General features: G+C 39.6%; 19 protein-coding genes and 3 pseudogenes. 15 read left to right on the forward strand and 7 right to left on the reverse strand.

All coding sequences use genetic code 11. The features are described from left to right. Positions 1 to 5: 5 nt before the first annotated feature. The 6 genes from H6G08_RS10010 (at position 6) to H6G08_RS10035 (ending at position 4810) form a co-directional block, all read left to right on the forward strand. Complete coding sequence (locus H6G08_RS10010; protein WP_190541177.1) at positions 6 to 1343, forward strand: four-carbon acid sugar kinase family protein; 1338 nt, start codon at positions 6 to 8, stop codon at positions 1341 to 1343. Between the two features lie 127 nt (positions 1344 to 1470). Next, positions 1471 to 2580 (forward strand): septum site-determining protein MinC, encoded by a 1110-nt coding sequence (gene minC / locus H6G08_RS10015; RefSeq protein WP_190541180.1) that lies wholly within the window; start codon positions 1471 to 1473, stop codon positions 2578 to 2580. A gap of 44 nt (positions 2581 to 2624) precedes the next feature. After that, positions 2625 to 3431, forward strand: a complete 807-nt coding sequence (gene minD / locus H6G08_RS10020) for a septum site-determining protein MinD (protein WP_190541183.1) — start codon at positions 2625 to 2627, stop codon at positions 3429 to 3431. Positions 3432 to 3464: 33 nt separating this feature from the next. Beyond that, positions 3465 to 3773, forward strand: coding sequence for a cell division topological specificity factor MinE (minE, locus tag H6G08_RS10025; protein WP_096643847.1), 309 nt, complete (start codon positions 3465 to 3467; stop codon positions 3771 to 3773). Between the two features lie 270 nt (positions 3774 to 4043). Further along, entirely contained in the window at positions 4044 to 4421 is a 378-nt protein-coding gene (locus tag H6G08_RS10030) for a DUF433 domain-containing protein (protein WP_190541186.1), read from the forward strand. Further along, positions 4418 to 4810 (forward strand): DUF5615 family PIN-like protein, encoded by a 393-nt coding sequence (locus H6G08_RS10035; RefSeq protein ID WP_190541188.1) that lies wholly within the window; start codon positions 4418 to 4420, stop codon positions 4808 to 4810. Before H6G08_RS10030 ends, H6G08_RS10035 begins: the two co-directional genes overlap by 4 nt. A 56-nt stretch (positions 4811 to 4866) precedes the next feature. Here the strand turns inward: H6G08_RS10035 and H6G08_RS10040 are convergent, their stop codons facing one another. Continuing rightward, positions 4867 to 6198 (reverse strand): hypothetical protein, encoded by a 1332-nt coding sequence (locus H6G08_RS10040; RefSeq protein ID WP_190541192.1) that lies wholly within the window; start codon positions 6196 to 6198, stop codon positions 4867 to 4869. 935 nt (positions 6199 to 7133) lie between these two features. Between H6G08_RS10040 and fmt the strand changes: the two genes are divergently transcribed. Next, positions 7134 to 8135: a methionyl-tRNA formyltransferase gene (gene fmt, locus H6G08_RS10045; protein ID WP_190541195.1), complete on the forward strand. Its 1002-nt coding sequence runs from the start codon at positions 7134 to 7136 to the stop codon at positions 8133 to 8135. A gap of 10 nt (positions 8136 to 8145) precedes the next feature. Here the strand turns inward: fmt and H6G08_RS10050 are convergent, their stop codons facing one another. Further along, the gene (locus H6G08_RS10050; protein ID WP_096643843.1) at positions 8146 to 8511 is read right to left on the reverse strand and encodes a DUF6464 family protein; all 366 of its coding nucleotides are present in this window, start codon (positions 8509 to 8511) and stop codon (positions 8146 to 8148) included. 757 nt (positions 8512 to 9268) lie between these two features. On the opposite strand from H6G08_RS10050, the gene psaC reads away from it, so the two are divergent. From psaC to H6G08_RS38800, 4 genes and pseudogenes are all read left to right on the forward strand, one after another. Further along, positions 9269 to 9514 (forward strand): photosystem I iron-sulfur center protein PsaC, encoded by a 246-nt coding sequence (gene psaC, locus H6G08_RS10055; protein WP_012411495.1) that lies wholly within the window; start codon positions 9269 to 9271, stop codon positions 9512 to 9514. Between the two features lie 205 nt (positions 9515 to 9719). Beyond that, the gene (gene glmS / locus H6G08_RS10060) at positions 9720 to 11597 is read left to right on the forward strand and encodes a glutamine--fructose-6-phosphate transaminase (isomerizing) (RefSeq protein ID WP_190541198.1); all 1878 of its coding nucleotides are present in this window, start codon (positions 9720 to 9722) and stop codon (positions 11595 to 11597) included. A gap of 446 nt (positions 11598 to 12043) precedes the next feature. After that, positions 12044 to 12510 (forward strand): annotated as a pseudogene (locus H6G08_RS38795) (IS1 family transposase); the annotation flags it as partial. Between the two features lie 177 nt (positions 12511 to 12687). Beyond that, positions 12688 to 12877, forward strand: a pseudogene (locus tag H6G08_RS38800) (IS1 family transposase); the annotation flags it as partial. A 34-nt stretch (positions 12878 to 12911) separates the two neighbouring features. Here H6G08_RS38800 and H6G08_RS10080 read toward each other — a convergent pair. The 3 genes from H6G08_RS10080 to H6G08_RS10090 form a co-directional block, all read right to left on the reverse strand. Further along, a complete protein-coding gene (locus H6G08_RS10080) occupies positions 12912 to 13277 on the reverse strand; it encodes a phage holin family protein (protein ID WP_190541205.1) in 366 nt (121 codons plus the stop codon). Positions 13278 to 13518: 241 nt separating this feature from the next. Continuing rightward, complete coding sequence (locus H6G08_RS10085; RefSeq protein WP_190541207.1) at positions 13519 to 14205, reverse strand: ExbD/TolR family protein; 687 nt, start codon at positions 14203 to 14205, stop codon at positions 13519 to 13521. A gap of 38 nt (positions 14206 to 14243) precedes the next feature. Then, the gene (locus H6G08_RS10090; RefSeq protein ID WP_190541211.1) at positions 14244 to 15002 is read right to left on the reverse strand and encodes a MotA/TolQ/ExbB proton channel family protein; all 759 of its coding nucleotides are present in this window, start codon (positions 15000 to 15002) and stop codon (positions 14244 to 14246) included. 296 nt (positions 15003 to 15298) lie between these two features. On the opposite strand from H6G08_RS10090, the gene H6G08_RS10095 reads away from it, so the two are divergent. Next, on the forward strand, positions 15299 to 15613 hold the full coding sequence (locus H6G08_RS10095) for a YkvA family protein (protein WP_190541214.1): 315 nt from the start codon (positions 15299 to 15301) through the stop codon (positions 15611 to 15613). A 63-nt stretch (positions 15614 to 15676) separates the two neighbouring features. Here H6G08_RS10095 and H6G08_RS10100 read toward each other — a convergent pair whose 3' ends face one another. After that, positions 15677 to 18886: a glycoside hydrolase family 15 protein gene (locus tag H6G08_RS10100; RefSeq protein WP_199322468.1), complete on the reverse strand. Its 3210-nt coding sequence runs from the start codon at positions 18884 to 18886 to the stop codon at positions 15677 to 15679. 591 nt (positions 18887 to 19477) lie between these two features. Between H6G08_RS10100 and H6G08_RS38105 the strand changes: the two genes are divergently transcribed. Continuing rightward, entirely contained in the window at positions 19478 to 19612 is a 135-nt protein-coding gene (locus H6G08_RS38105; protein ID WP_277877810.1) for a hypothetical protein, read from the forward strand. Between the two features lie 1142 nt (positions 19613 to 20754). Here H6G08_RS38105 and H6G08_RS10105 read toward each other — a convergent pair. Further along, positions 20755 to 22393, reverse strand: a pseudogene (locus tag H6G08_RS10105) (IS1634 family transposase). 996 nt (positions 22394 to 23389) lie between these two features. Between H6G08_RS10105 and H6G08_RS10110 the strand changes: the two are divergent. After that, entirely contained in the window at positions 23390 to 23545 is a 156-nt protein-coding gene (locus H6G08_RS10110) for a hypothetical protein (RefSeq protein ID WP_190541217.1), read from the forward strand. A 102-nt stretch (positions 23546 to 23647) separates the two neighbouring features. Further along, positions 23648 to 24394, forward strand: a complete 747-nt coding sequence (ftsE, locus tag H6G08_RS10115) for a cell division ATP-binding protein FtsE (protein ID WP_190541220.1) — start codon at positions 23648 to 23650, stop codon at positions 24392 to 24394. The last annotated feature ends 54 nt before the right edge of the window (positions 24395 to 24448 follow it).

Here is a 24448-nt window from a genome sequence, read left to right on the forward strand (position 1 = left end):
CTTCAATGACCAACAAACCGAAAATTATTGTTCTGGATGACGATCCAACAGGTTCCCAAACAGTCCACAGCTGTTTGCTGCTGATGCGTTGGGATGTGGAGACTTTACGCATCGGTTTGCAAGATGAATCGCCAATTTTCTTTATTCTCACAAATACGCGATCGCTTCCCCCAGAATCAGCCGCAGCTGTAACTAAGGAAGTCTGCCAAAATTTAAAAGTCGCTTTAAAAGCCGAAAATATTACCGACTTCTTGGTAGTTAGCCGTTCTGATTCTACCTTACGCGGACATTATCCCATCGAAACAGATGCGATCGCTCAAGAAATCGGCCCCTTTGATGCGCATTTTCTCGTTCCCGCATTTTTTGAGGGGGGACGCATCACCATCGATAGCATCCATTATTTAATTGTTGAGGGTAAACCTAAACCAGTACATGAAACTGAATTCGCCCGCGATTCTGTTTTCAGCTACCATCACAGTTATTTACCCAAATACGTAGAAGAAAAAACTCAAGGACAAATTCCTGCTGACTCTGTCACCCGATTTCTATTAGATGATATCCGTGCAGGTAGTTTGCAGCGATTGTTACAATTAACTGGTAATCAGTGCGTTGTTGTTGATGGCGAAATCCAAGCCGATCTCAACAAATTAGCAGCTGATATTTTAGCAGCCGCCAGTCAAGGTAAACGCTTTTTATTCCGCAGTGCTGCCAGTATCTTAACTGCTTTAGCTGCTTTACCTCCCCAACCCATCGCCGCCGAAAATATGGCAGAGTATGTTCGTGATGGTAAACCAGGTGCAGTTATTGTTGGTTCTCATGTTAAAAAAACTACCCAACAATTACAAGCACTGTTGCAAGCAGATGGTACTGTCGGCATTGAAGTGAATGTAGCGCGATTATTGGATGACAAAGAAGATAAATCAGATACATTACTTACGGAAATTTTAGCGACTATCCAAGAAGTACATGCAGGTGGTAAAACACCAGTAGTATATACCAGCCGTCAAGAACTAACTTTTGCGGATGTAAATACAAGGTTAGAGTTTGGTAGTAAAGTTTCCAGTTTATTAATGGATATTGTTCGAGGTTTGCCATCTGATATAGGATTCTTGATTAGTAAAGGCGGCATTACCTCAAATGATGTTTTAAGTACGGGATTGGCTTTAACTTCAGCGCGATTAATGGGACAAATCTTAGCAGGTTGTTCGATGGTGTTAACACCTATCGATCATCCCCAGTTTCCAAATTTGCCCGTCGTCTTATTTCCTGGTAATGTTGGCGATGCTGAGGCTTTAGCAACAAGTTATCGGCGATTAACCAAAAAAGTGCAGAGTGCAGCGTGAATATTTTCACCACAATCTGATATACTCTGCACTCAGTAGTTTCTGGGGTGAGGATGTTATTGCCAACTGCAACTAATTTATTAGCGATCGTTGCTCAGATTATTCTTTCTCTTGTGGCGGGTGTTGTATGACTTCTGATTCTGCCAATTTAGAGTCCAATTCTGCAATTCCTAATGCAGAAGCCCAATCTCACCTTTCGCCTAGCGAGTCAAATTCTATTCTCCCTGACACAGAGTTAAATTCTGTGCTGCAATTTTTAAAGGCTAATGCACCATTAAATGCAGATAGCCTGGAAGGAGAGCAAAATTCTCTGACTACTGATGGGGAAATAAAAAAAGACAACCCAGAAGGTGAGAAAAGTTCTGTAACAACAGATGCAGTCGAAAATTCCGCAAATCCTGAAGGGGAAAAGCAAGCTGAGGCGAATTCTCAGTTAGATTCGATTTCCGCCTTGTCTGATTTAAATACCCTAGATTTAGTACCCCCAGAAAATAAAGTCAAAAATAATATTCAAGTTCAATGGAAAACACAGGAGGGAAAACTTTTATTAATTTTACCCACAGAAGCCCAAGTACCCGCCGCAGACTTTAGCTGGTATGAAATTTGGCAACAAATGCGCCAACGCCTACAAGCCGATCGCTTTCGGGTAGCCAATACACCAGTACATCTGCTGGCGAAAGACCGCTTGTTAGATAGCAGACAACTGCAAGAACTAGCTGAGGTCTTAAATGAAGTCCAACTCCAACTAAAATCTGTAGCTACCAGTCGCCGCCAAACTGCGATCGCAGCTGTGTCTTCTGGTTATTCTGTAGAACAACTACAACCAGAAAGTTCTCTGAGTTCCGAAACCAAAGCCGCACCTACTCCCTTAGCAGATGCTTTGTATCTGGAAATGACAGTACGTTCGGGAGTAGAAATTCGTCATCCCGGTAGCGTCATCATCTACGGAGATTTAAATCCAGGTGGTAGCGTAGTAGCAGATGGAGATATTTTAGTTTGGGGTCGGTTACGCGGAGTCGCCCATGCTGGTGCAAGTGGTAATCGGGAATGTCTGATCATGTCCTTGCAAATGGAACCTACCCAATTGCGGATTGCAGACGCCGTAGCTAGGGCACCAGAAAAATCGCCTACCCAGTTTTCCCCGGAAGTAGCGCATATCACACCCCAAGGTATTCGCATCGCTAGGGCGATAGATTTTTCCCGTAACCAATTAAATCGGATGAATCTAGAGCCGTAAGTAATTACTATAATTTCTAAACCCTAATTGAGCGTGTTTCGATCATGACTCGCATTATTGTCGTTACCTCCGGTAAAGGAGGAGTGGGTAAAACCACAGTTTCCGCAAACCTGGGCATGGCTATAGCCAAAATTGGGCGTCAAGTAGCCTTAGTTGATGCAGATTTTGGTCTGAGAAATTTAGACTTGCTGCTAGGACTAGAAAACCGCATTGTCTACACGGCGGTAGAAGTTTTAGCCAGAGAATGCCGTTTAGAACAAGCTTTAGTCAAAGATAAGCGGCAAACTAACCTCGTACTGTTACCAGCCGCCCAAAATCGCACCAAAGAATCAGTCACCCCCGACCAAATGAAGTTATTGGTAAACGCACTGGCGCAAAAGTATCAGTACGTAATCATCGATAGCCCAGCAGGGATTGAAATGGGGTTCAAAAATGCGATCGCACCCGCCAAAGAAGCCTTAATTGTCACCACCCCGGAAATTTCTGCTGTCCGCGATGCTGACCGCGTAGTCGGGTTATTAGAAGCACAAGGAATTAAGCGAATTCATCTAATAATCAACCGCATCAGACCCGCAATGGTGCGAGCCAATGATATGATGTCTGTTCAAGATGTTCAGGAACTTCTTGCCATCCCCTTGATTGGCGTCATCCCTGACGACGAGCGTGTAATTGTTTCTACCAATCGTGGCGAACCTCTGGTATTATCTGATACCCCATCCTTAGCAGCTACAGCCTTTGAGAACATTGCACGGAGATTAGAAGGGGAATCTATACCTTTTCTTGAACTAGACTCAGTTCACGACAACATCTTTACCCGGTTAAGAAAATTGTTGTGGACAAAACTTGCATAACTATATCCTTCCGTCTCCGCAGACCTATTAGCAATGATTCTCGAACTTTTAGAAAGACTTTTTTTTCGCGCCCCAGATACCAGTCGGACGCATGTTAAACGTCGCCTGCAATTGGTAATCGCCCACGATCGCGCTGACATCGATCCCCAAAAATTAGAAAAAATGCGACAAGAAATTTTAGAAATTGTCTGTCGCTATGTGGAAGTTGATACAGAGAACCTAGAGTTTTCTCTAGAAAGTAATCAACGAACCACAGCCTTAATTGCTAACTTACCCATTCGTCGAGTTAAAGAAGCAGAAACCACAGAGGAATTAGAAAGCAGCGAAACCACAATGCTGTAATTTTTTATTAAGTATTGTTTGATTTTATGGCTATTAGCTCACAGCTAATGGCTAGTACGTTTATGCGAAAATCAAAATTTCTAAAATCGTTATACTAATACCAATTTGAAAAAAGAATGCGAAAGATGGTAGGGGCATGGCACTGCCATGCCCTCTAGAATATATTGATGTGTCGCAACCATTATTTGAATTGGTATAATAATTGCTGAAAATGCATATAATTAATCAGCGTAGTTTTGTGATGATTGCTGAATATTTGGAGCATTGAGTATGAATCTCGCATCACATGAACAAGCAGCTATTATTCGTACAGAGCGTGGATTGACAATTGCAGGCACGCGCACCAATCTGTATGATGTTATGGATTTTTTGAAAGCTCAATACCCACCTAAACTCATCCGTGACAAATTAAATCTTACTGATGTACAACTTACTGCTGCGTTGTCATACATTGCAGAAAACCATACTCAGGTAGAAGCCGAATATCAAGAAGTGCTGCAAACTAGAGAAGAAATTCGTCAGTATTGGGAAGAATACAACCGCGATCGCTTTGTTCATCTTGCAACCAAACCGCACCACCCAAGTAAAGAAGCGCTTTGGGAAAAACTGGAACAGCAGAAAGCTGCGCGTGCTTCCGTCAAACTATGAAATTTCTCGTTGACTATAATTTAGACGGCTATGCTAGTGTTTTGCTTGGTATTTTGACTAAACGCGGTTGGCTTGAGTTCTTTGCTATCGAGTTCATTACTTTTCGAGAAACAGGGCTGTCGATGGACAGTAGCGATCGTACTGTTTGGAATTATGCTCAAACAAATCAAATGCTGATCCTGACTGCGAACAGAAACATGAAGGGTGAGGATTCCTTAGAACAGGTGATGCGTCAAGAGAATACATCAACCTCATTTCCTATCATTACCATTGGAGATTTAACTCGTTTTGATGAATCAGAATATCGCGAACGCTGTGTTGATCGTTTGGTGGAAATTGTCTTAGAACTTGATAATTACATGGGAGTCGGTCGGCTTTTTATTCCTTAAAAAAATCCTGTTGTTACAAATTTAACAACAGGATTATGAAGATTAGATAAACTCAATTATCGAGAAGCAACTTGTGGCCCTGCCCATACATCTGTATGTTGTTGACCAAAAGTAATCGGCTGATCGGCATTTGTATTGGTAGTGACAATTTTTCCATCAGCTGCTACCTGTACTAATGGCCAGTCTTCCTCGCCTAATTGACCAGCGCGGAAGAGTACGCGATCGGGTTGACCTTTACTCCAGCCTAATAATACAGCGATTTTTTCATGATCTTCTTCTGATTCGCCTACAGGAGAAACCGTGTTAGCTTGATTGTTTTGGCTATCCCAAATCACAGCACGATCTGTAGCATCAGCCGTGTTAAATATCCCTTCAAACCGACGCGCTAAAAAGCGATCGCCTTTTTCTGACCAGCTAACCGGAACTAATACCCCAATTGTGCCATCAGTTTGTCCGGCTTCTGGTGTTTGTTTAACATTTAATAAAGGATCGCCCAATAACGAAGTTGACGCAATGACGCGCAACTTCTTAGTTTTTACCTCTTCCACAAACAACACGCTAGTAACTCGGCTGTTATACATTTCGGGTTTGACTTCCAGTCGTACCCGACTATAAACCACATACTTACCATCGGGAGAAGCTACAGGTACGCTACGGTAATAACGCACTCCCGAACCTCCATTAGATGCGATCGCTTCCTGAGTCGCTGTAATCCATTTCCAAGGAATCGGATGGGGACTACCTATGGGATCGTTTGCTGCTTGTTCTGTACCTGGTTGTTCAGAAACCGGTGTTTCTGGGTTCGCGTTGGGTTGGGTCGGAGTTAAAATAGGTGTAACTTGAGTTGCAGCCAGTGATTGAGTTAAAATTATCTCTCTAGGCAGAGAATTATTTCCTGCTTGTAAAGATTTAATTTTTGAGTGTTTTAACTTTGGCAATAAATTTAATTGTTCGGAATTTAGCTTTGTTGATGGCGCAAGTTCCACGGCTGCTAATGGATCTTTACCACCTACATTGTTGCTGGAAATAGCATAGCCTTGTTGCAGAATACCTTCCACTCCAGCCGCAGACTGCTGATTTTCTACTGCTGATGGCGATTCTCCAACAGTAGCTATTCCTTGCAGTTGAGAGTCAGATTCTGGAGTTGAGGTTTGGGTTGGATCTGCTGTTAATAAATCGGCTAAATCTGGTTCACTAACAGCCGCCATTTCTACGGTAGCTGAACCAGATTTTTCCCGCTCAGAAGTGTTATTTGCTACTTCTGATTGATTAGCCGAGGTAGAGTGGCCTGATGCTGCTACTAGAGGGGCGATCAGTACTGCAATGACAGCATATTTAACTAATGGTTGTGCGCGAAACCATCCTGACAGCAAAAGAGGTTTTAGCATGGGTTGACTCTCTAGAGGGTAGCAGTTGCTGTGTGAGGAGCGTACCTGGGCAGCAATGAATTTGGCTATGGATATAGGTATAACAAGAAACTAAAAGCTTTAACGAGATAATTACCTGAAATTTATTACAGCTTTATAAAACTCAAGTATCATAGTTAACACCTTATCTGATAACCATTCAGTATATTCGCTTAGTAACCTGCGAGCAAGTAATATTACAGATTAATTTGGCGATCCAAAGCATACTTATAGATACACTACAGGCATACTCAAAACTTAATACTCAACTTTACCTAGGGGTAATCACGAATGAGTATTAAACTTAATCATTTAAGTCGTACATAAACAACAGCCGAGATTCGAGTACGTAGGTGTCTAAGACTTTCTACCTAATCACCCGCGACAACAGCGCAGAAACTGAATCTCGGTAAATTTTAGACGTTACCGTAAAAACTGGCAAAGCTGACGCCCGACATATTTCCTACTGAAAAACCAAATACTAGTATCTACGCAAGTTCACCAATTGTCATCTGTTCTACATTAATTGTGAGAACCTATTGACATTTGGATGTAAATACACCTAAAGCTTAATTACAGGAAACACAATAAAACTAAATTTAACAGGTAGATGCACAGTCAATAGTCGTCAGACATTGCCCAAACATTGAGGGCGCTAGAAATAAGAATAATTATTACTAGCTGATATGTTGGCTAACTTAGACCTAATTATAAGTCTATCAAGGAATTTTTGCTTTCACCATTACTTAACAACTTTAGCAGCAAAAAATTTATTTATTGCCAGATAATTGCATGATGGTCGCCAGTCAAACCTTTATACCAGATAGCCTACTGGCTATTATCTCACAACTAATGACCCTTGACTAATGACCCTTGACTGTTGACTATTGACTATTGACTATTGCCGATTAACTAACATGAAAATCGTATTTTTTGGTACTCCCCAGTTTGCTGTTCCTACCCTGGAAAAATTGCTGAATAACCCAAATATAGAGGTATTGGCAGTTGTGACGCAACCAGATAAACGCCGAGAAAGAGGGAATAAATTAACACCTTCACCCATAAAAACTCTCGCTATTTCTGCTAACGTACCAGTATGGCAACCACAACGAGTGAAAAAGCATACTGCTACCTTAACCAAACTCAAAGAATCTGGTGCTGATGCGTTCGTGGTAGTCGCCTACGGACAAATTTTATCGCCACAAATTTTAGAAATGCCGAAATTGGGTTGTATTAACGTGCATGGCTCAATTTTGCCTAAATACCGAGGTGCTGCGCCGATTCAATGGTGCTTACATAACGGTGAACCAGAAACCGGGATCACCACCATGTTAATGGATGCAGGAATGGACACAGGAGCAATGTTACTAAAAGCCACTATACCGATTGAGTTACTGGACAATGCCCACACTTTAGCCACAAGGCTAGCTGATATTGGTGCAGATTTACTAGTGGATACTTTATTTAAGTTAGAACGCCAAGAAATCACCGCCATTCCTCAGGATGATTCTCAAGCGACTTATGCACCTTTAATTGAAAAGCAGGATTATGGCTTAGATTGGTCTAGAAGCGCTATGGAATTACACAATCAAATCAGAGGCTTTTACCCTAACTGTACCGCCAAGTTTCGCAATCAATTGCTAAAAATTACTGCTACCGTTCCCCTTGGTTCTGCTTATAGCTATGAGCTACCACCAGAATTAGAGAAAATAATGCGTAAATTACCTGATTTGTCAACATTATCTGGTAGTCCGGGAGAAGTGGTGAGCATTACCAAGGGAATTGGCGCGATTGTGCAAACTGGCGAAGGTATGTTGTTGTTGCGAGAAGTTCAGCTAGCGGGTAAACGTCCTCAGTCGGGATGGGATTTTGTTAATGGTAGCCGTTTAACGGTTGGCGAAATAATTGAAAAAGGCTAAAGTTTGAGTCTCATGCTTCAGCCTTTTTCCTTTCATAAAAACGGCAAGATGTACAAGGGCCGGTGGGATTGACTGCACAACGAACAATTTCCGAAAGTGCATTGTAGCTACAGGTAGCATCGCCAACTACCCATCGTCCCTCTACGAAACTTTTCTCAGCAGGTCTTTGCGCAGATTGTACGTAAAGGGCGATATTATGCAAGCGATAGCGCCCTGATTTTAATTGATATTTGTGGCGGCGCTCTAAAACGGCGTAGGTTTTGCCGTCAAAATCGAGATAATTTCCAGGTTGGGGTGTCCAATCCAGTTGCGCTTTACCGAGGGTTTGACGCGGATGCGTCAATATCACCTCGGTTGGTAAAGAGTCTGGCTCCATAGGCTTATGTGATGAGATTTACACTATAAGAATGGTATCGCAGTAATCTCTTCTAGCTTACCGAATCTAGACTATAATTAATAGTTTGCGCTAATTGAGTATTGGCTTTCCATGAAAGAAAGACAAGGAAGACAAAGAGGACAAGGGAGACAAGGGGGACAAGGGGGACAAGGAAGACAAGGGAGAAATCACAAGAACATCTCTCTGAACAGTCAACAGTCAACACTATTGTCAAGCTAGCCCCTCATGAGAAAATCTCACAACCAAATATGAAAATTTCTCTTTCCATGCCCCATGCCCCATGCCCCATGCCCCATGCCCCTCATCAATAAACGCCAAGGGCACTACAAAATTAGATTGACAAAATGCTATGATTGGCATCGAAATCAACCCAGGCGATCGCTTAGTCAGTTCTTCAGTTAAGTTTTGCATCCTGACTTAACCTGCTAAGTCCCACCGCCAACTTCTCTACCTGCGCTTTCACTGTTGGATCAAGATTGATTTAAATTCACAAATCTTCACAAAGTCTATGCTGTTCCAGGAAGCGTGGGGGGTAAATTTCTGCTGATGAGTTGGTTGATTTATCGGGGAATCAGGCGCTAGAGACCGATAGACACAAGGCTAATCTAACTGGATGCCTATTACATTGTTTAAAGTTATGTAGCCTTTTGATTACGGAGCCTCAGCCACTGCGGTAAACTATGCCTTGATTATAATTCCTTCGCAGAGAAGAACACTCGAAAGGAGCCTTTTTTCAATGTCTCATACCGTAAAAATCTACGATACCTGCATTGGCTGCACTCAATGTGTCCGCGCTTGCCCCACTGACGTACTGGAGATGGTACCTTGGGATGGCTGCAAAGCTGCTCAAATCGCCTCTTCACCCCGTACAGAAGACTGCGTAGGCTGCAAACGCTGCGAAACTGCTTGTCCCACAGACTTTTTAAGCATTCGGGTTTACTTGGGTGCTGAAACAACTCGCAGCATGGGTCTAGCTTATTAGGATCTTGATTTTGCTCGCAATTAACTGTCTTCATTAGCAAGCATTTTTAGCATCGTAGGGTGGCAATTTCCACCCTACAGCATCGTTCTTTAAAAATAATCACAATTACAAGGAGCGGTAAGCTCCTTTTTCTTTGCTAAAATGTCACTTCTATGATACCAACTAAAAAAGTCGGCGTCATGATCCACAGGTGGGGGTGAAACAAATGTGCGGAATCGTTGGGTATATTGGTACGCAGGCAGCGACAGAAATTTTATTATCTGGTTTAGAAAAACTAGAATATCGCGGATATGATTCGGCGGGAATCGCTACCATTTGGGAAGGTGATGTACAATGTGTGCGGGCTAAGGGTAAACTGCAAAATTTACGTTCTAAACTAGAACAAGTAGAAACTCCAGCGCAAATTGGTATCGGTCACACTCGTTGGGCAACTCATGGTAAACCAGAAGAATATAACGCCCATCCTCACATGGATACGGCAATGCGAGTGGCGGTGGTACAAAATGGCATTATTGAGAACTACCGCGAGTTACGAGAGGAATTAAAAGCCAAAGGACATCTATTTCGTTCGGAAACAGACACAGAAGTAATTCCCCATCTGATTGCTGAAATTCTCAAAACATCTCCATCTTCTTTATTAGATGCAGTGCGTCAAGCTGTCAACCACCTAGAAGGCGCTTTTGCGATCGCAGTTATTTCTGCTGATTATCCGGATGAGTTGATTGTCGTGCGCCAGCAAGCACCCTTGGTAATTGGGTTTGGACAAGGTGAGTTATTTTGCGCTTCCGACACACCGGCGATCGTTGCCTATACCAGAGCTGTACTACCATTAGAAAATGGGGAAATTGCGCGCTTAACACCTTTAGGTGTAGAAATTTACAACTTTGCTGGCGATAGACTGAAAAAGCAGCCCCGATTATTAAACTTGAGTCCCACAATGGTAGAGAAGCAGGGATTCAAGCACTTCATGCTCAAGGAAATTTACGAGCAACCGGGAGTGGTACGGGCTATTTTAGAAGCCTACTTTAGTAGTGAGAATAATTCTTCTAGTCATACCCAGTCACCAATTAATCTAGGATTACCTGAGTCATTCTACGCAGACATCGAACAAATACAAATTGTTGCTTGCGGTACGAGTTGGCACGCCGCTTTAGTGGGAAAATACCTGTTAGAACAACTAGCCGGGATTTCTACCCAAGTCAACTATGCTTCTGAGTATCGCTATGCACCATCACCTTTGATAGCTAATACATTAATTATTGGTGTGACGCAATCAGGGGAAACAGCTGATACTTTAGCAGCCTTAGCAATGGAAAAAGAACGTCGCCAAGGTAAAGAAAGTAAATATCAAGCCAAATTATTAGGTATTACCAATCGCCCAGAAAGCAGCCTTGGTCATTTAGTACCCCATATAATTAATACCTTAGCGGGAATTGAAATTGGGGTAGCAGCAACAAAAACTTTTATTGCTCAATTAATGGCATTTTACGCTTTAGCTTTGGATTTAGCTGTTCATCGGCAAACAATTTCGCCGGAAAAAATTGCAGATATTATTGAAGGTTTGCGACAAATTCCCAAAGAAATTGAAGCTACTTTAGACATTCAAGAAAATTTAACAGAACAATTAGCCCACGAATTTGCAGAAACCCAAGATGTGATATTTTTAGGCAGAGGAATTAACTTCCCCATCGCTTTAGAAGGTGCATTAAAATTAAAAGAAATTAGCTATATTCACGCCGAAGGTTATCCAGCCGGCGAAATGAAACACGGCCCCATCGCCCTTTTGGATGCTAAAGTACCAGTAGTTGCGATCGCAGTTCCAGGTAGTGTTTACGAAAAAGTTATTTCTAACTCCCAAGAAGCCAAAGCTAGAGATTCCCGCTTAATTGGTGTTACTCCCGTGAAAGATGGCGAAGCAGGGGAAATCTTCAACGATTTATTACCAGTAGCAACTGTAGATGAATTACTTTCTCCCATCCTCACAGTTATACCTCTGCAATTATTGGCTTATCATATCGCCGCCCGTCGCGGTTTAGACGTTGACCAGCCTCGTAATCTTGCTAAGAGTGTTACGGTCGAGTAGTATTATTTTATACTTTATATTGTATTTTGGAGGAATAATTCGCTTGAACAATTAGAACAATTAATAAAACGATTGAACAATAACCTCTAAGGTATTGCTATTGTACCATGTACAAATCCGATAACTTCCAGAGGTTATTTTTATGGTTAGGGGCAGAAAGGAATAGACTTAAGCTAAATTTATGCCTAAACAAGGCTATAAAAAGCATATTTCATAAAGAAGCAAATCAGATGAGCGATAATTCACGGGTAATTAATGCTGAACCAACTAAAGATTTATTCATATATATGTTGGTGCGAGATATACCGCTTATTCGTGCGATTATTGATCTTGTTGACAAGCAATGAGAATTATGAAGGTCTTTGGATAAAAATCTTGGCGTTGCAGAATAGAAATATGAATTAGAGCGATCGCTTCGGAAATGTCCAAGGTGTGCATCAACACATATTCGTAAAAATGATAAACAACGTGGTAAACGCTCATTACATTTGTGCCAATTGTCAACGTCAGTTTATCGATTCATATGACCAAAAAGGATATACGGAAGATATTAAAAGGTAATGTCTAGAAATGTACGTCTGAGGTTGCTGGTTTTCGTGCAATAGAAAAAGTCAATAAAGTACATCATACCACTGCTATAAATTGGGTTAGAGAAGTTACTAGTGCTTTGCCAGATACACCTAATAAAAGTGAGATACCAGAAGTTACAGAAGTTGATGAACTTGAAACTTTTATTGGTAAAAAAAACAAAATTTGGTTGTGGACAGCAGGAAATCACAGTGATACAGGAATTATAGCTTGGGTTCTAGGGGATAGAAGTTCAGAAACTTTTAAAAAGTTATGGTTGATAATTAAATGTTGGGCTTCTTATTTCTACGTTACACGAGGCTTCGCCGTTTACCCTTGTTTTATCGTACATAAAAGGGTTTAAGACCCCTACGTCTATACGTAGTATCATTTTCAGTCGGGGTTTAAATCCCCGACTGAAAATGTCTTTAATTTTGCGGAAAGTCTGAGCGGAGGTTTCCTCCGATCAGAACTTTCCAAGAGAGAATTTTGAATTTTGAATTTTGAATTGTTAATAGTAATGATGACAAGAGTTGAAGGAAAAAATAGCCGTTTAAGACATTATCTGGCTCGACTACACCGGAAAACTTTTTTGTACTCAGTTGTCAGAAGAAATGCTGAAGCATTCAATTCGATTGGTAATATATTATCTTAAGTATGGGTCAGTGGCGCTGCGGGCGCTGTGCGCCCGCAAGCTTGAGGCGATCGCTTGATTCATATTTTTATTCAGCAATGCCAAAAATTCACTTATACACCTAATAATTCGTAAGCTATACTTTGAATGATAGTCAGTGCCAGCGCTACAAAAACAGCACTCCAAATGTTGTAACGCAAGCGAAAACCATCTACTGACCACCCAGCAATACTCAAACAAACAACGGCCATCATAAAGGTAAACAAGTCGGCTAACCAGTTGAGCGTGAGTAAACTTGTAACTGTAAATACAAAGTGTAGAATTGGCCTAACTATTGTGGTGAAGATACTAATGATTATTGCTAATAATAAGGTCTTACCTAGAGTATCAATTTCTACTCCTAAGGGTAATTTACAAATTACCAACAAGCTAATAAATGTCACTAACCACACTATCAAAAGTATCCCAACTTCATTCATTGCCACAACCCCTGAAACGTAAATGGCGATTGGCGATAAATTACTCAGTCTATTAAGAGAAAAAGTTTTGGAACCCCACCAATTATTTGTAAATTAGCAGATTTATTTTCTCTTTACAAAAAATATTTTAGATATCTTTATGTTTAGAGCAATTAGGACAAAATTCTCAGATGGGAATTAAGTATATAAACAACACAAATTAAGATAAGGGAGAATTTCTCCCTCATCTTTCTTGATTCTGTTATCTCCTTTTTGGTGCCGAGTTTGTTGTTCCAGGGGCTACATTTTGGTTAGGTTGTGTGGAATTAGGAACGACAGGCGCAATTTGCGGATTTACCGGATTAATACCTGTTCCTGGTTGGGGTTGAGTTGGGGTTAGGGGAAAATTAGGATTACCACCTTGGGGTGTGACACCGGGTAATGGTGCGCTATTAGGTTCTGTCGTACCAGGATTAATGGGGAAAGATGGAATTACAGGCGCGTTGGGATTTGTAGATGTTGGAGACGGGCCTGGTATAATTCCCAAAGATACGCGATCGCCTCCTACCTGACGTAGTAAATCCAAAGTTTCGATGACATCGTTGTATGTTGCTGTCCGCGATGCATTCAGGACTAAAACGCCGTTGGGATTTGCTTGGACGTAACGCTTTAACACCTCTGCTAATTGTTCTCTGGTGACCATGTTTTTTTCTACATAGGTCTGACCGACAGCATCAATGGTTACTGGTAAGATATTACTATTAGCCTGGAGAGCGCCTGTAGGTGATGTCCCACTGTTAGCTTTGGGCAAATCGATATTAATTGCTTGTTGACGAGTAAATTGCAAAGCTGCTAGCAAAAAAAACGTCAAGATGCAAAAAATGACATCAATTAAGGGAATGAGTTGAATTTGGACTTCTTCAACCGGAGTATGCAAATTAACTTTCATGATATTACCTCTGCCTGCTTCAAGGATAGAAGTCTTAATTATTGCTCAGGGTCTACAGAATCATTCCCCTCTGATACTTCTGGAGAACTAGAAAATTTGTTTCTACCGCGTTTCCGGGGCGGATTAAAATTTTCCTTGGGAGGTTCCCGCAAAATTATCGATGTACTATTGCTAAAGTCTGGCGGTGATTGACGGTAAAGCAACTCTAATTCATTCCCCGCTTTGCGAAAGACTTTTACCTGGTTAACAACAAAACTTTGAAACAGGCGGTAAAATACCAAACCCACAATTGCAATAATTAAACCTGCGGCTGTAGTAATTAATGCTGTACCAATACCTGCGGGAACATCAGCTACGGCGTTAGTACCAAATTCTCCCAGCTTAAGATTACCTACAGATTGTTGTAAACCTAACACAGTACCCAACAATCCCAGCATCGGCGCTAGTGCAATTACAGCTTCTAAAAGTTTTTCCCCTCGCCGCATTCCTGCTAACTCATCTTCGGCTGTGGCTTCTAAAGCCAAGCGAAAGGTTTCTGGATCGCTTTTGACTAGTTTTAAGGGAGCATAAAGAAATCTACCGATAGGTTGATTTGTTGCTTGTCTGGCAATATCTGCTGCAACTTCCCAATTCTCGCCAGCTGCATCTAAAACGCGATTGACAATTTCTTGTTCTTGAGTCAAAATACGCAGCCAGAACCACAAGCGCTCAAAAATTACGCTCAAAGCTAAAATAGACAGCGCTAGCAAAGGCCACATGGCTGGGCCGCCTTTGTAAAATAAATCTAAAATATCCACTGTTTAAATCTCCTCCCTCCACTACCAAAATAAATATCGCAAAGCACTTTAATTTTAAAGATTAATGCACAATTACCATAGTCTGATGGCGAATTTACCATTAATTTGCTGACAAATTCGATTTACATAAGCTCATCAACCAGGATGGTTATCACAGCTAGGTTTGGCTATTTGGAAATAAAAAATTGCAAATTTAAATATTTTTGTAGCATCTTCCAGACATTGTTGGGCGGTTATTCCCACCGGGAGTTTTAAGCATAATTTGTCAAAATTAAAGGTAACTGGAGGTTCAAAACATGAAATTTTCAATTCAATCAGTTTACACCTGGTATCGCAGTTTGCTACAAAATCCTAAATATCGTTGGTGGGTAATTTTAGGAACTCTTGTTTATATTCTCAGTCCTATTGATATAGCCCCTGATTTTATCCCGATTGTCGGTGAAATTGATGATGTGTTGCTGCTGACTCTGCTAGTTACTGAGGTATCTGGATTAGTAATTGAAGGCTGGAAAGCACGTAAAGGTAATGTAGAAACTAGCACTAATTATACATCTGAGGATAATACGACCACCGCAAATACTGTCGATGTTGATGCTACCCCTGTCAAGTAGTTTTTTAAAAAAAATAACATTTAAAAACCCCCTACCTTAACCAAAGTAGGGGGGTATTTTTATTTACGTTTCCAACTCTTTGACAAACTCGGTTAAGAATCTGAAGGCTTTCAAAATATAACTGGCGCAATCTCTAGGAGAAGTATTATAAAACGATCGCCATGCACTTGCTTTATCTTCATCATAGCGATCGCCTCGTTGGGGATGGGCATCTAACCATGCTAATCTGACAGCATGACCAATTAATACATCTAAGACGATATATTCTTCAACTTGTAGGCTAGGGTTATTGGCTGCGATCGCGGATAATTCTACTAAGGCTTCTATATTCACTTGGCGATATTCGGGAGCCTCAATTTTATTAAGTAGATGCTCGACTAGTAGGGCAAAATTTCTTTCTCCTGGTGTCATTTCCGACAACATTAACTCGCTATCTAAGCGATTGCGCCGTTCTAATTTGTCGCCTATGACTATCCCTTTGCAATGTTTCATTAATAGCCACACTTGCTGGAAAAAGTCTTTAGGTACTCTTCCAGTTGCGCCTTCAGCTTGGCGAAATCTTCGCCATCCACCAGAGGGAACTTCGATTTCTGCATCATTGGTGAATGGTAATACCCAATCTATATCACTTTCTTTTTGTTTAACGTGGAGTGATTCTTGCTGACGTAACAGTTTACTCATCCCCGCATATTCAGCTAAGACATTTTGCAACCTAGTTTTGACTTCAAAGGGTGATAGTTGCATTAAATGTTCGTAGGCTTCATCTTGGGTAACTTTTAATTCTCTGGCGAGTTTACTGGTGATTAACAATATGAGATAGCCGACTTTTATTGTCAACAATCCGCGAAATAGTTCGGGTTCGGCTCTCATGAGTACACTTAGATAAATGATAATCTCTTGGGTGAGAACGCGATCGCGGATATCTTCTCGACAAAAATGATTAATTTTCTCGGCTATTTCATTGTGAGACATGGGTACAGCAATTAAGGAATCTTCGCTGTAAGCTTTACCCACAGAAATTTGCTTACCCCTTACCAAAATACTGGTAACAGCATCCGACAAACCAATATCTACCATTTGACGCAAACCCGCAACCCGGCGTACTATCGCCCAAAGTCCTAAATCGCCAGCTTTGGTATAGATTTCATCAAGTAAATTATCTACTGTTACCACAGAGTTAGGGCCGCCAAATCCAGTATCAAAATCTAATCCCTGCAAGCGTTTTAAAGTCTGCAATAACTCAATTTGCTCATAGATATTTTCCGAAGCACGTAAAGTAGATAGTAAGGAACCCAAGTTAGTTTCACATTCCATCTGGAATTCTTGAGTATGTCCTAATTGCCAATTTTTCCCTGGATGATATGCCAAATAATAGCAATGTAACCCCGCATCTTTAACAGACGGTAAGGTAAAATCGTCATCTTGCAGAAAGTCAATTCTTTGAATTCCTGCTGTTAGCATCAGTTGATTTAATCTACCTAATTTTACCCTGACGCCCTGACAAACCCCTGCTTTAAATTCCTGCATTAATTCTAATAATGCCTCCGCACCAATTTCTAGCATGGTGTGGGTTAACATTAAAGTTAAGGTCGGACGACCTAAATAGCTCCAATATTTTTGAATGTAAGCGAGTTCGCTTCTAATTTGATCGAGCAAGAAATGATAATCAAGGGTTAAGTAAAATTGTTGCGCATCTAAGAAAGATGGTAAAAACACAACAGTTTGGTCTTGAATGCGGAAGATCCGCGAAGTTGTCAAACTGCGCAAACGCCTTACCGGACGCCCAGTTAAACCTAATTTAGAGTTAAGTCCAATTTGGGTATAAATAGCCGATAAATCTCCAGCATTTCTGACTTGAATAGGTTCTAATTGCTGAGGTGTTTGGGTTTCAATGCCGTGAACTGCTAATTTTTCCTGTAAGTCTTCATCTTCTGCTAATAAAGCAATTTGGACAATAGATTCGCGATTTTTTCCCACACATAAATGTCTGCCTAATGGGTCAATATCCCCAATCGCAATTAAGCCTTCATTTAACATTTGAGCGAGAAAATATAAACTTTGTGCCCATACTAGGGGAACGTTTTCATTAGGTAAGCGGGGTTGACTTTGGGGCGAAGATTTTTCTGCTTCAATGTTGGCTTCGGGAACATAATATAATTCTGGTAATAACTGTAAACCATCCCGTTCTACGAGGAGAGATTCTAAACGTTCTTGGTAATATTGAGTTTGTACTTTATCGTTACGAAATAAACCATCAAGAAATAAATAAGTGAAAAATAGCGGCCATTCACATTCTATATGCTCAAATTGTTTCAGTTCCCAGGGTTCGTAATGTAAGCGTTGGGTATCTTCGATAACAGTTTGATGTCCATCTCGCAGAAAGCGTTTACAGCCGTATTTGCCTTGGAGTTTGTTAATTATATCGTTAAAAGTGCGATCGCGTAGTTGCTCATCTTCCACTGCAAAAGCGGGAAAACTAATAATACTCAATAACGCTGCATCAATTTCTTTAGAACCAGATTCTCTGGGTAATAGAGATTCTAAAGTAATTCGGGCGCGCGCAATTTCATCTGGTAATACATGAATCACCGAAGCTTGACTTCCCCGAACCCCAAATAAATCTAATCCATTGATGGCTTCTAACGCAGCTTTCGCCATACCCACAGAACTAGCGTTTAACTCTGCATTTCCGCGATTAATTTTGTTACCCCGTTCCCAAATTCCATAATCGGGTGTGCGGTAGGCGCGTCCAATATAGTAAACCAAATTTTGGACAAAATTAACTTCATCAACGGTATAAATTATTTGCAAACCAGAAGCAGTCATTTGCGCTAACATCAGCAAAAATATTGATGTAGCGTCTAATTGCAAATGTCCCCACTCATCATCACCCACCACAATATCACCAGTAGCAGTGTTGTATTTGGCATGTAATCCATCTAAGGGTGATTGCGTATGTTTAAATCTTTCTACCTTATAAGCTTGTCGCATCATTGCAAACAGCAACCCACGCATCAGCTTAATTGCGCTATGTTCTAGTTCGTAAGTGTATCCTTTAGTTTCATCAACCTTGCGGTATGCAAGTGCTAAACCCCAAACTGCCAAAATACTATAAACATTATCTCTCACCCAAGCATCTGTATAATCTCCGTGAGCGGTTATAGCCGTACTCGCAGGTAGTAAACCAGTAATGGGATTTTGACGACTGAGAATAATTGTCTTGATTTGCTGGTAATAATTTTCTAAGCGAGCATACAACTTGGTAGTGTCCATGATCTTATTTGCTACAACTAGCGCCAATCTACCCTATAACTGTGAAATCAAGCAGCCTAGCCAAAGGCGGTGCTATTACAGCTGAGGATGGTATAGGTTTATTATTATCTCCTGTTCTCGGTCTGAATAGTTGGGTAATCTCATGCGCATCTACATTGCATAACTACTAATAAGGGCTGTCAACAGTCAACAGTCAACAGTCAACAGTCAACAGCCCTCACAATGGATTGTGCAACTTAAAAGCAGATTCGCTTAATCTTTCGCCGATTCAATAGGCTAACCTCAATATTTATCCTGATGCGGGAGAATATCGCAGGAAAATATGATACAAACCCATATTTTATGCTAATTTATCTATTTTTAACCTGTGAGATTTATTTGCGTTTTTCTACTGATTCACTTAAAGAGAAATTTCTTCAAATCTTCATCTTTATCAAGGGATAGATACATCTAAATTTAAGACATTTTTAATAGTTCTAAAGTAGGATAAATAATCATACAAGAGATGCAATCCTACCCAAAGATAAATTCAGTAAATTATGGGTAAGGAAACTTTTGAAGATAAAAAATTAATAAATAGGATAGGTAATTATGTCTGTACGTTATAACCAAAATAATGCACCCCTAGTTAAAGTTGTTTACTCTCAAGTTAAAGTTAATGGCAAACTTCAGTTAATACCACTAGAACTATATGCAGACGGTTCTCTCAAGCGTTCTCTGGTATAAATTTTATCTAAGTTTGGGTTTTAGCGATCGCATTCTCAAAAAACCCCTCTTGTGAGCAATTTTTTACCATAAATTCTCCTAAGCTACTGAAGTAATAACTACATCACAAAAAAATTGAGCAAACCTCTGCGTTCCTGTGCGTTATAAAAACATTACTTCTGTACCACACCTAACTAGGAATCGCCACAATCTTTGCAAACATAGATTCTTCTGTAGGGCACAAACATAGTTTTGTGCCTCTATTAATGTATAGTTATAGAAAAATAGTAACAATCTCAGCCATTGCGATCGCGACTCTACAAGAACGACTTTCTCAAACTAACAACCTTCGGAAAGCCTCTTCGAGTGAACAAGGTATTCCACAAACAAATCTACATTCTGCTTTGCAGCATTCGCTAATGAATTGTGTTTAAGTACGTAATACTGCTCTGACTCTACTAGAGTAGCTACTCTGTATTCTTCCCTATTCGCTTATCCGGAAAATTTTGGAATCTTTGTAATAATTTTAACTTTTTAAGTGAGAATCTACTTGCCAATAGTGATAACACAGTAAAAGCGCATCTATCTTGTGAAAGAGAAATTTAGATAACTTAAAGATTTGATGAACAAGTTTCTTTTCTGTTGTTTTTCATGCAGACTTAAGTAATATCACTGCTTTACATAAATCTTTGATATTACTAGTTTTTGCGAAAAATTAATAAATATGCCAGCTATTTCTCAAAAATTAAATAATTCTATTGCTGTTATAGATAAACATCGCATAACCAGCAATTACACTCATACGCTTCTCAGTACTTCTTGCAATTTATTTCCAAATATTACTTATTTAGGCACAAGTAATATAACCCACATTCCGCACCCTAACTGTCACAAAGGGGTTATTACTGACTATTGCTACTTAAAAGAGAGTAAAATAATACTTTATTGTTTATGTTGTCAGATTATTTACCCACCCTAAATAATATTTATGTTCTCAATAAACAGCAATAATTATTTATGATTCCTCGATAAATAAAAATTTATGATTTTTACGATAATATCTGTATTTAGGTTATAAAATGTAGATAAAAAACCATGATAATTTGTAACTATTAATTTTCATTAATAGTCTCTATCACAAATAAATTTTTGATAGACTATGATTAACATTTATAATAGTAGTAACAATTTTCTGGGAGAAAACTCAGAATATATTCTCTTTCTGAAGTCAAATTTAATATTGATATTTGATTATCAAATTTAACTAAATGTATGGATTGAAACCGTTGAAATATCCATCGCATAGTCGGGTTATTTACAGATTTACCCAACTGATTTTTAATAGTAGATTCAGACGCTGATAAAGCTTTTCTTATTTGTCTTTGAGCTAAAGTATAGACTAATAGACATAATCCTAGTATCATAGCCATAGCTTCAATTCTTTCTGGAGATTTCAGAAAAATACTATCTGCAAAAAATAAAGGGTCTTTGAGAAATCCAAATCCTCTCTCGCAGCTTTGCTGCGCCTTATATTCAGAAATAATATTATCATTACTAAAAGATTTTTCATCTAAAATGTTTGTCGCAAGTATGAAACGTCCAGCACTTATATAAGCTGTTTTAATAGCTTTGATATTCTCGCATAATGTGGCATTTACTTGATAAGCAATGTTTTTCTGATCCTCTGATTGCTTCTCCAAGTAATTAACGTTTTCAATTTGATGATATTTTAATTGTTTATTTAAGCTCTTTACAGATTTAATAGCCTCTTCCTTAAATTGAAAGTTTGCTGATAGCAGTTTTTTGAGCTTAGATAATGCATTAACTTTTGACTTAGATATCCTTTTTTCTAATTGCCGTAAATCAGATTCTTTTCTGGAGAGTGCTTTCTACAACTAACCATCTCTGTTCGACTCCAGCATAATTGCTTTTGATTACAGAATAATAATATCCTGGTAAAGAACTACTAATAAAATCAGGCGATAATAATGTTGATACTAGCTCTTTTGCCAGTCCTATAGTCATCGGTACTCTACATAACCATTTGATTCCAGATAATGAATTTATGTTTTTTGCATTATACAAAGCCGCATCTGCGACCATTAAACTATTATCCGAATGTATTTCTGATTTTTGTATTTGCTCTTTGTATTCTAAAAATATTTTCGCAAAACTTGAAGAATCTGATTGATTTCCAGATGCCGATTTTAAAAATATTGGTATATCTCCATCTTCCGATGATATTAAGTCTATGATAAATTGTTTTAAATCTGGTCTATGGTCACGAGAATAGCCATAGGTAATCTCAATAGCTTGTGGTGATTTAATTTGAGCATTTGATGAATTATTATCAAAAGTTACATCTGGTAAACTAGTGTTGTATTCACCATGTAAGTGGAGTGAAGTCGAATCCAAGTGTGACGATTTTAAACTAATATTGAATTCTTTTATCACCTGACTACTAATAGCTACAAATATCTCCGTTAAGCCTTTAATAAATAATTTATCCATGACTCTACCTAATTTATCATCATTTAAATATTCGGCTTTTACTCCTTTTCCGATTAGATGTTCACAAGGTTTATCTTGAAAAAAATCTGGAAACATATATAAAGGACTGCTTACAAAACCCAATCCATTTAATATCATTGCTTTGACCACATGTCCTGGGCTGATTTTTTCTCCTGGCTCTTGACGGATTAATTCATTAATAATTTCTACCAAGCCTATAGAGTCTATAATTCCTGCTATTATACCCAAATGATCTAGATTTTGAATTTCGATTTCTTTCAGATTAGACATAGTGATAGAACAGAGTAAACAACATCTGTTCAAATTTTCATATTTTATGTACCTAAAAATCTATTTGCTCTTCCGTCAGGTTAGTTCTGACCATTTCTCGACCAACTAATCATAAGTAATCATCATCTATAACTATGTCTGCTGGTTAGATAATTCTGTATGATTGGTATCAAAAAATATAAGTATTTTCGTGATCGCTCTTTGGAGAAAAACTTTTTGGTTTACTGCTAATTATTCTTATTAAGTTTTAAAATACTACTCCCGATTATAGTTCATAAGTACTATTTACTGAAAATTAGTTAAGTACAAATGAACTTGTGACAGTTAGGGTGCGGAATGTGGGATATATATAATCCTAAAGGCTGGATTTCTCTAAAATTACTTGCAACTTGTGCGATCGCAGCAGCAGAAGCTGTTACCAAGTGCGCGAATTGATATTATGAAGCGATCGCCTATTCTCACAAGTGCATTGTTTGACCTTTGTAAGCGAGCGCCCCGCAAGTGCGATCGCACTTGCAGTAATAGATTCAGCTAATTGCTTTTGCTAGGAATGCCATCACAGACAGTGCGATCGCTGGCGAGGAATGCGATCGCCCCGCCAGTTTACCACAAGTGCGATCGCATGATCAGTAATTGATCAGCTAATCGCTCTTGTTAGGAATGCCATCACAGACAGTGCGATCGCGATCGCACTCATTGGGATTTGATTGTAAATAAACACGTAGCCTATTGCAACTGTAGAGTCAACAAGTCTACCAACTATCTTTACTGACTGAAAATCAGCGATGTCTACGACGGGCTACGCCTACAACGATAGACTGTTCATATCTCCCTAAATCTTGTCGCAGTTGCTAGTACTTTACATTGGGATCTATGTTCACCATATAGTATGAGATGTATAGACAGTTACGAGTAGTGAGGTTATAACTCAAAGGAAATGGACTTTCATCGTAGGGAAGCCAAAACTAAACCTCGGAAATTGGCAACCACAATTAAATGAAGCGACTTGTTTACTTCAACCTACCTCATGACTACTTAATCCAGCAGCTAGCTAAGTATCCGGCTCTTAAAATAATTACCCCAACATCACAAGCAGCACGAGCATTCCGAAGCGATCGCTCTAATTCATATTTCTATTCTGCAACGCCTTAAATTTTGTATGGGAAATTTGAAATTCCCTGTTGCAATCTGGGAATCATTATTTTGTATGCAATTTCCCAGTTACAAGATCTATATATTCCTAACTATTCAGCAATGCCGCTATTAACCACTCACGAAACCAATCACAAATTTATACATCCAGAAGGCAAAGAAACTGACCAGCAAAATAGTAGTACTAATGTGATATTACAATTGCGTGCTGTCACAAAAACCTATGCTAATGGCTGTCACGCATTATTAGATGTGAACCTAGAGGTAAAACAAAAAGAATTTTTATTTATTACTGGCCCTAGTGGTTCTGGTAAATCAACTCTGTTGAAACTGTTTTATGGTGAAGAGTTGGCAACCCAAGGGGAAGTTATTGTAGATAACTGCAACATTGCCGCATTGCGGGGCGATCGCTTGTCTTTATTAAGGCGACGTATTGGCATTGTATTTCAAGACTATAAACTGATTCCCCAACGGACAGTAGCTGAAAATGTGACTTTTGTCCTGCAAGCTCAAGGGTATACCAGAAAAGAAATTCAACGTCGTTTAGAACCTACATTAAAGCTGGTGGGTTTGGTTTCTAAAGCGAACTCCTTTCCCGATCAACTTTCTGGTGGAGAACAACAACGTGTAAGCATTGCACGAGCAATTGTTGGAACACCACCACTGCTTTTAGCGGATGAACCAACCGGAAACCTCGATCCAGATAATTCTTGGCAAGTGATACAGATTCTCCAAAAGTTAAATTCCTTTGGAGCAACAGTAATTGTAACTACTCATGATGAACAACTAGTACGTAGGTGCAATCATCCAGTAGTACAAGTCCGCAATGGCAGGCTATATCAAAAATAAGCCACAGTTATGAGTTAAATGGCTCTAGCTGGAAAATAGCGTTGACTGTTGACT

The organism is Calothrix anomala FACHB-343 (assembly GCF_014696435.1).
In the GTDB taxonomy this organism is placed as follows: Bacteria; Cyanobacteriota; Cyanobacteriia; order Cyanobacteriales; family Nostocaceae; genus Aulosira; species Aulosira anomala_A.

Coding starts and splice junctions, on each gene's coding strand:
- H6G08_RS10035 (WP_190541188.1), top strand. CDS start 4,418: ATGAAATTTCTCGTTGACTATAATTTAGACGGCTATGCTAGTGTTTTG.
- H6G08_RS10110 (WP_190541217.1), top strand. CDS start 23,390: ATGAAGCGACTTGTTTACTTCAACCTACCTCATGACTACTTAATCCAG.
- H6G08_RS38105 (WP_277877810.1), top strand. CDS start 19,478: ATGTCTGTACGTTATAACCAAAATAATGCACCCCTAGTTAAAGTTGTT.
- ftsE (WP_190541220.1), top strand. CDS start 23,648: ATGCCGCTATTAACCACTCACGAAACCAATCACAAATTTATACATCCA.
- H6G08_RS10080 (WP_190541205.1), bottom strand. CDS start 13,277: ATGAATGAAGTTGGGATACTTTTGATAGTGTGGTTAGTGACATTTATT.
- H6G08_RS10100 (WP_199322468.1), bottom strand. CDS start 18,886: ATGGACACTACCAAGTTGTATGCTCGCTTAGAAAATTATTACCAGCAA.
- H6G08_RS10050 (WP_096643843.1), bottom strand. CDS start 8,511: ATGGAGCCAGACTCTTTACCAACCGAGGTGATATTGACGCATCCGCGT.
- glmS (WP_190541198.1), top strand. CDS start 9,720: ATGTGCGGAATCGTTGGGTATATTGGTACGCAGGCAGCGACAGAAATT.
- H6G08_RS10095 (WP_190541214.1), top strand. CDS start 15,299: ATGAAATTTTCAATTCAATCAGTTTACACCTGGTATCGCAGTTTGCTA.
- fmt (WP_190541195.1), top strand. CDS start 7,134: ATGAAAATCGTATTTTTTGGTACTCCCCAGTTTGCTGTTCCTACCCTG.
- H6G08_RS10040 (WP_190541192.1), bottom strand. CDS start 6,198: ATGCTAAAACCTCTTTTGCTGTCAGGATGGTTTCGCGCACAACCATTA.
- H6G08_RS10030 (WP_190541186.1), top strand. CDS start 4,044: ATGAATCTCGCATCACATGAACAAGCAGCTATTATTCGTACAGAGCGT.
- minD (WP_190541183.1), top strand. CDS start 2,625: ATGACTCGCATTATTGTCGTTACCTCCGGTAAAGGAGGAGTGGGTAAA.
- H6G08_RS10010 (WP_190541177.1), top strand. CDS start 6: ATGACCAACAAACCGAAAATTATTGTTCTGGATGACGATCCAACAGGT.
- minC (WP_190541180.1), top strand. CDS start 1,471: ATGACTTCTGATTCTGCCAATTTAGAGTCCAATTCTGCAATTCCTAAT.
- minE (WP_096643847.1), top strand. CDS start 3,465: ATGATTCTCGAACTTTTAGAAAGACTTTTTTTTCGCGCCCCAGATACC.
- H6G08_RS10085 (WP_190541207.1), bottom strand. CDS start 14,205: ATGAAAGTTAATTTGCATACTCCGGTTGAAGAAGTCCAAATTCAACTC.
- psaC (WP_012411495.1), top strand. CDS start 9,269: ATGTCTCATACCGTAAAAATCTACGATACCTGCATTGGCTGCACTCAA.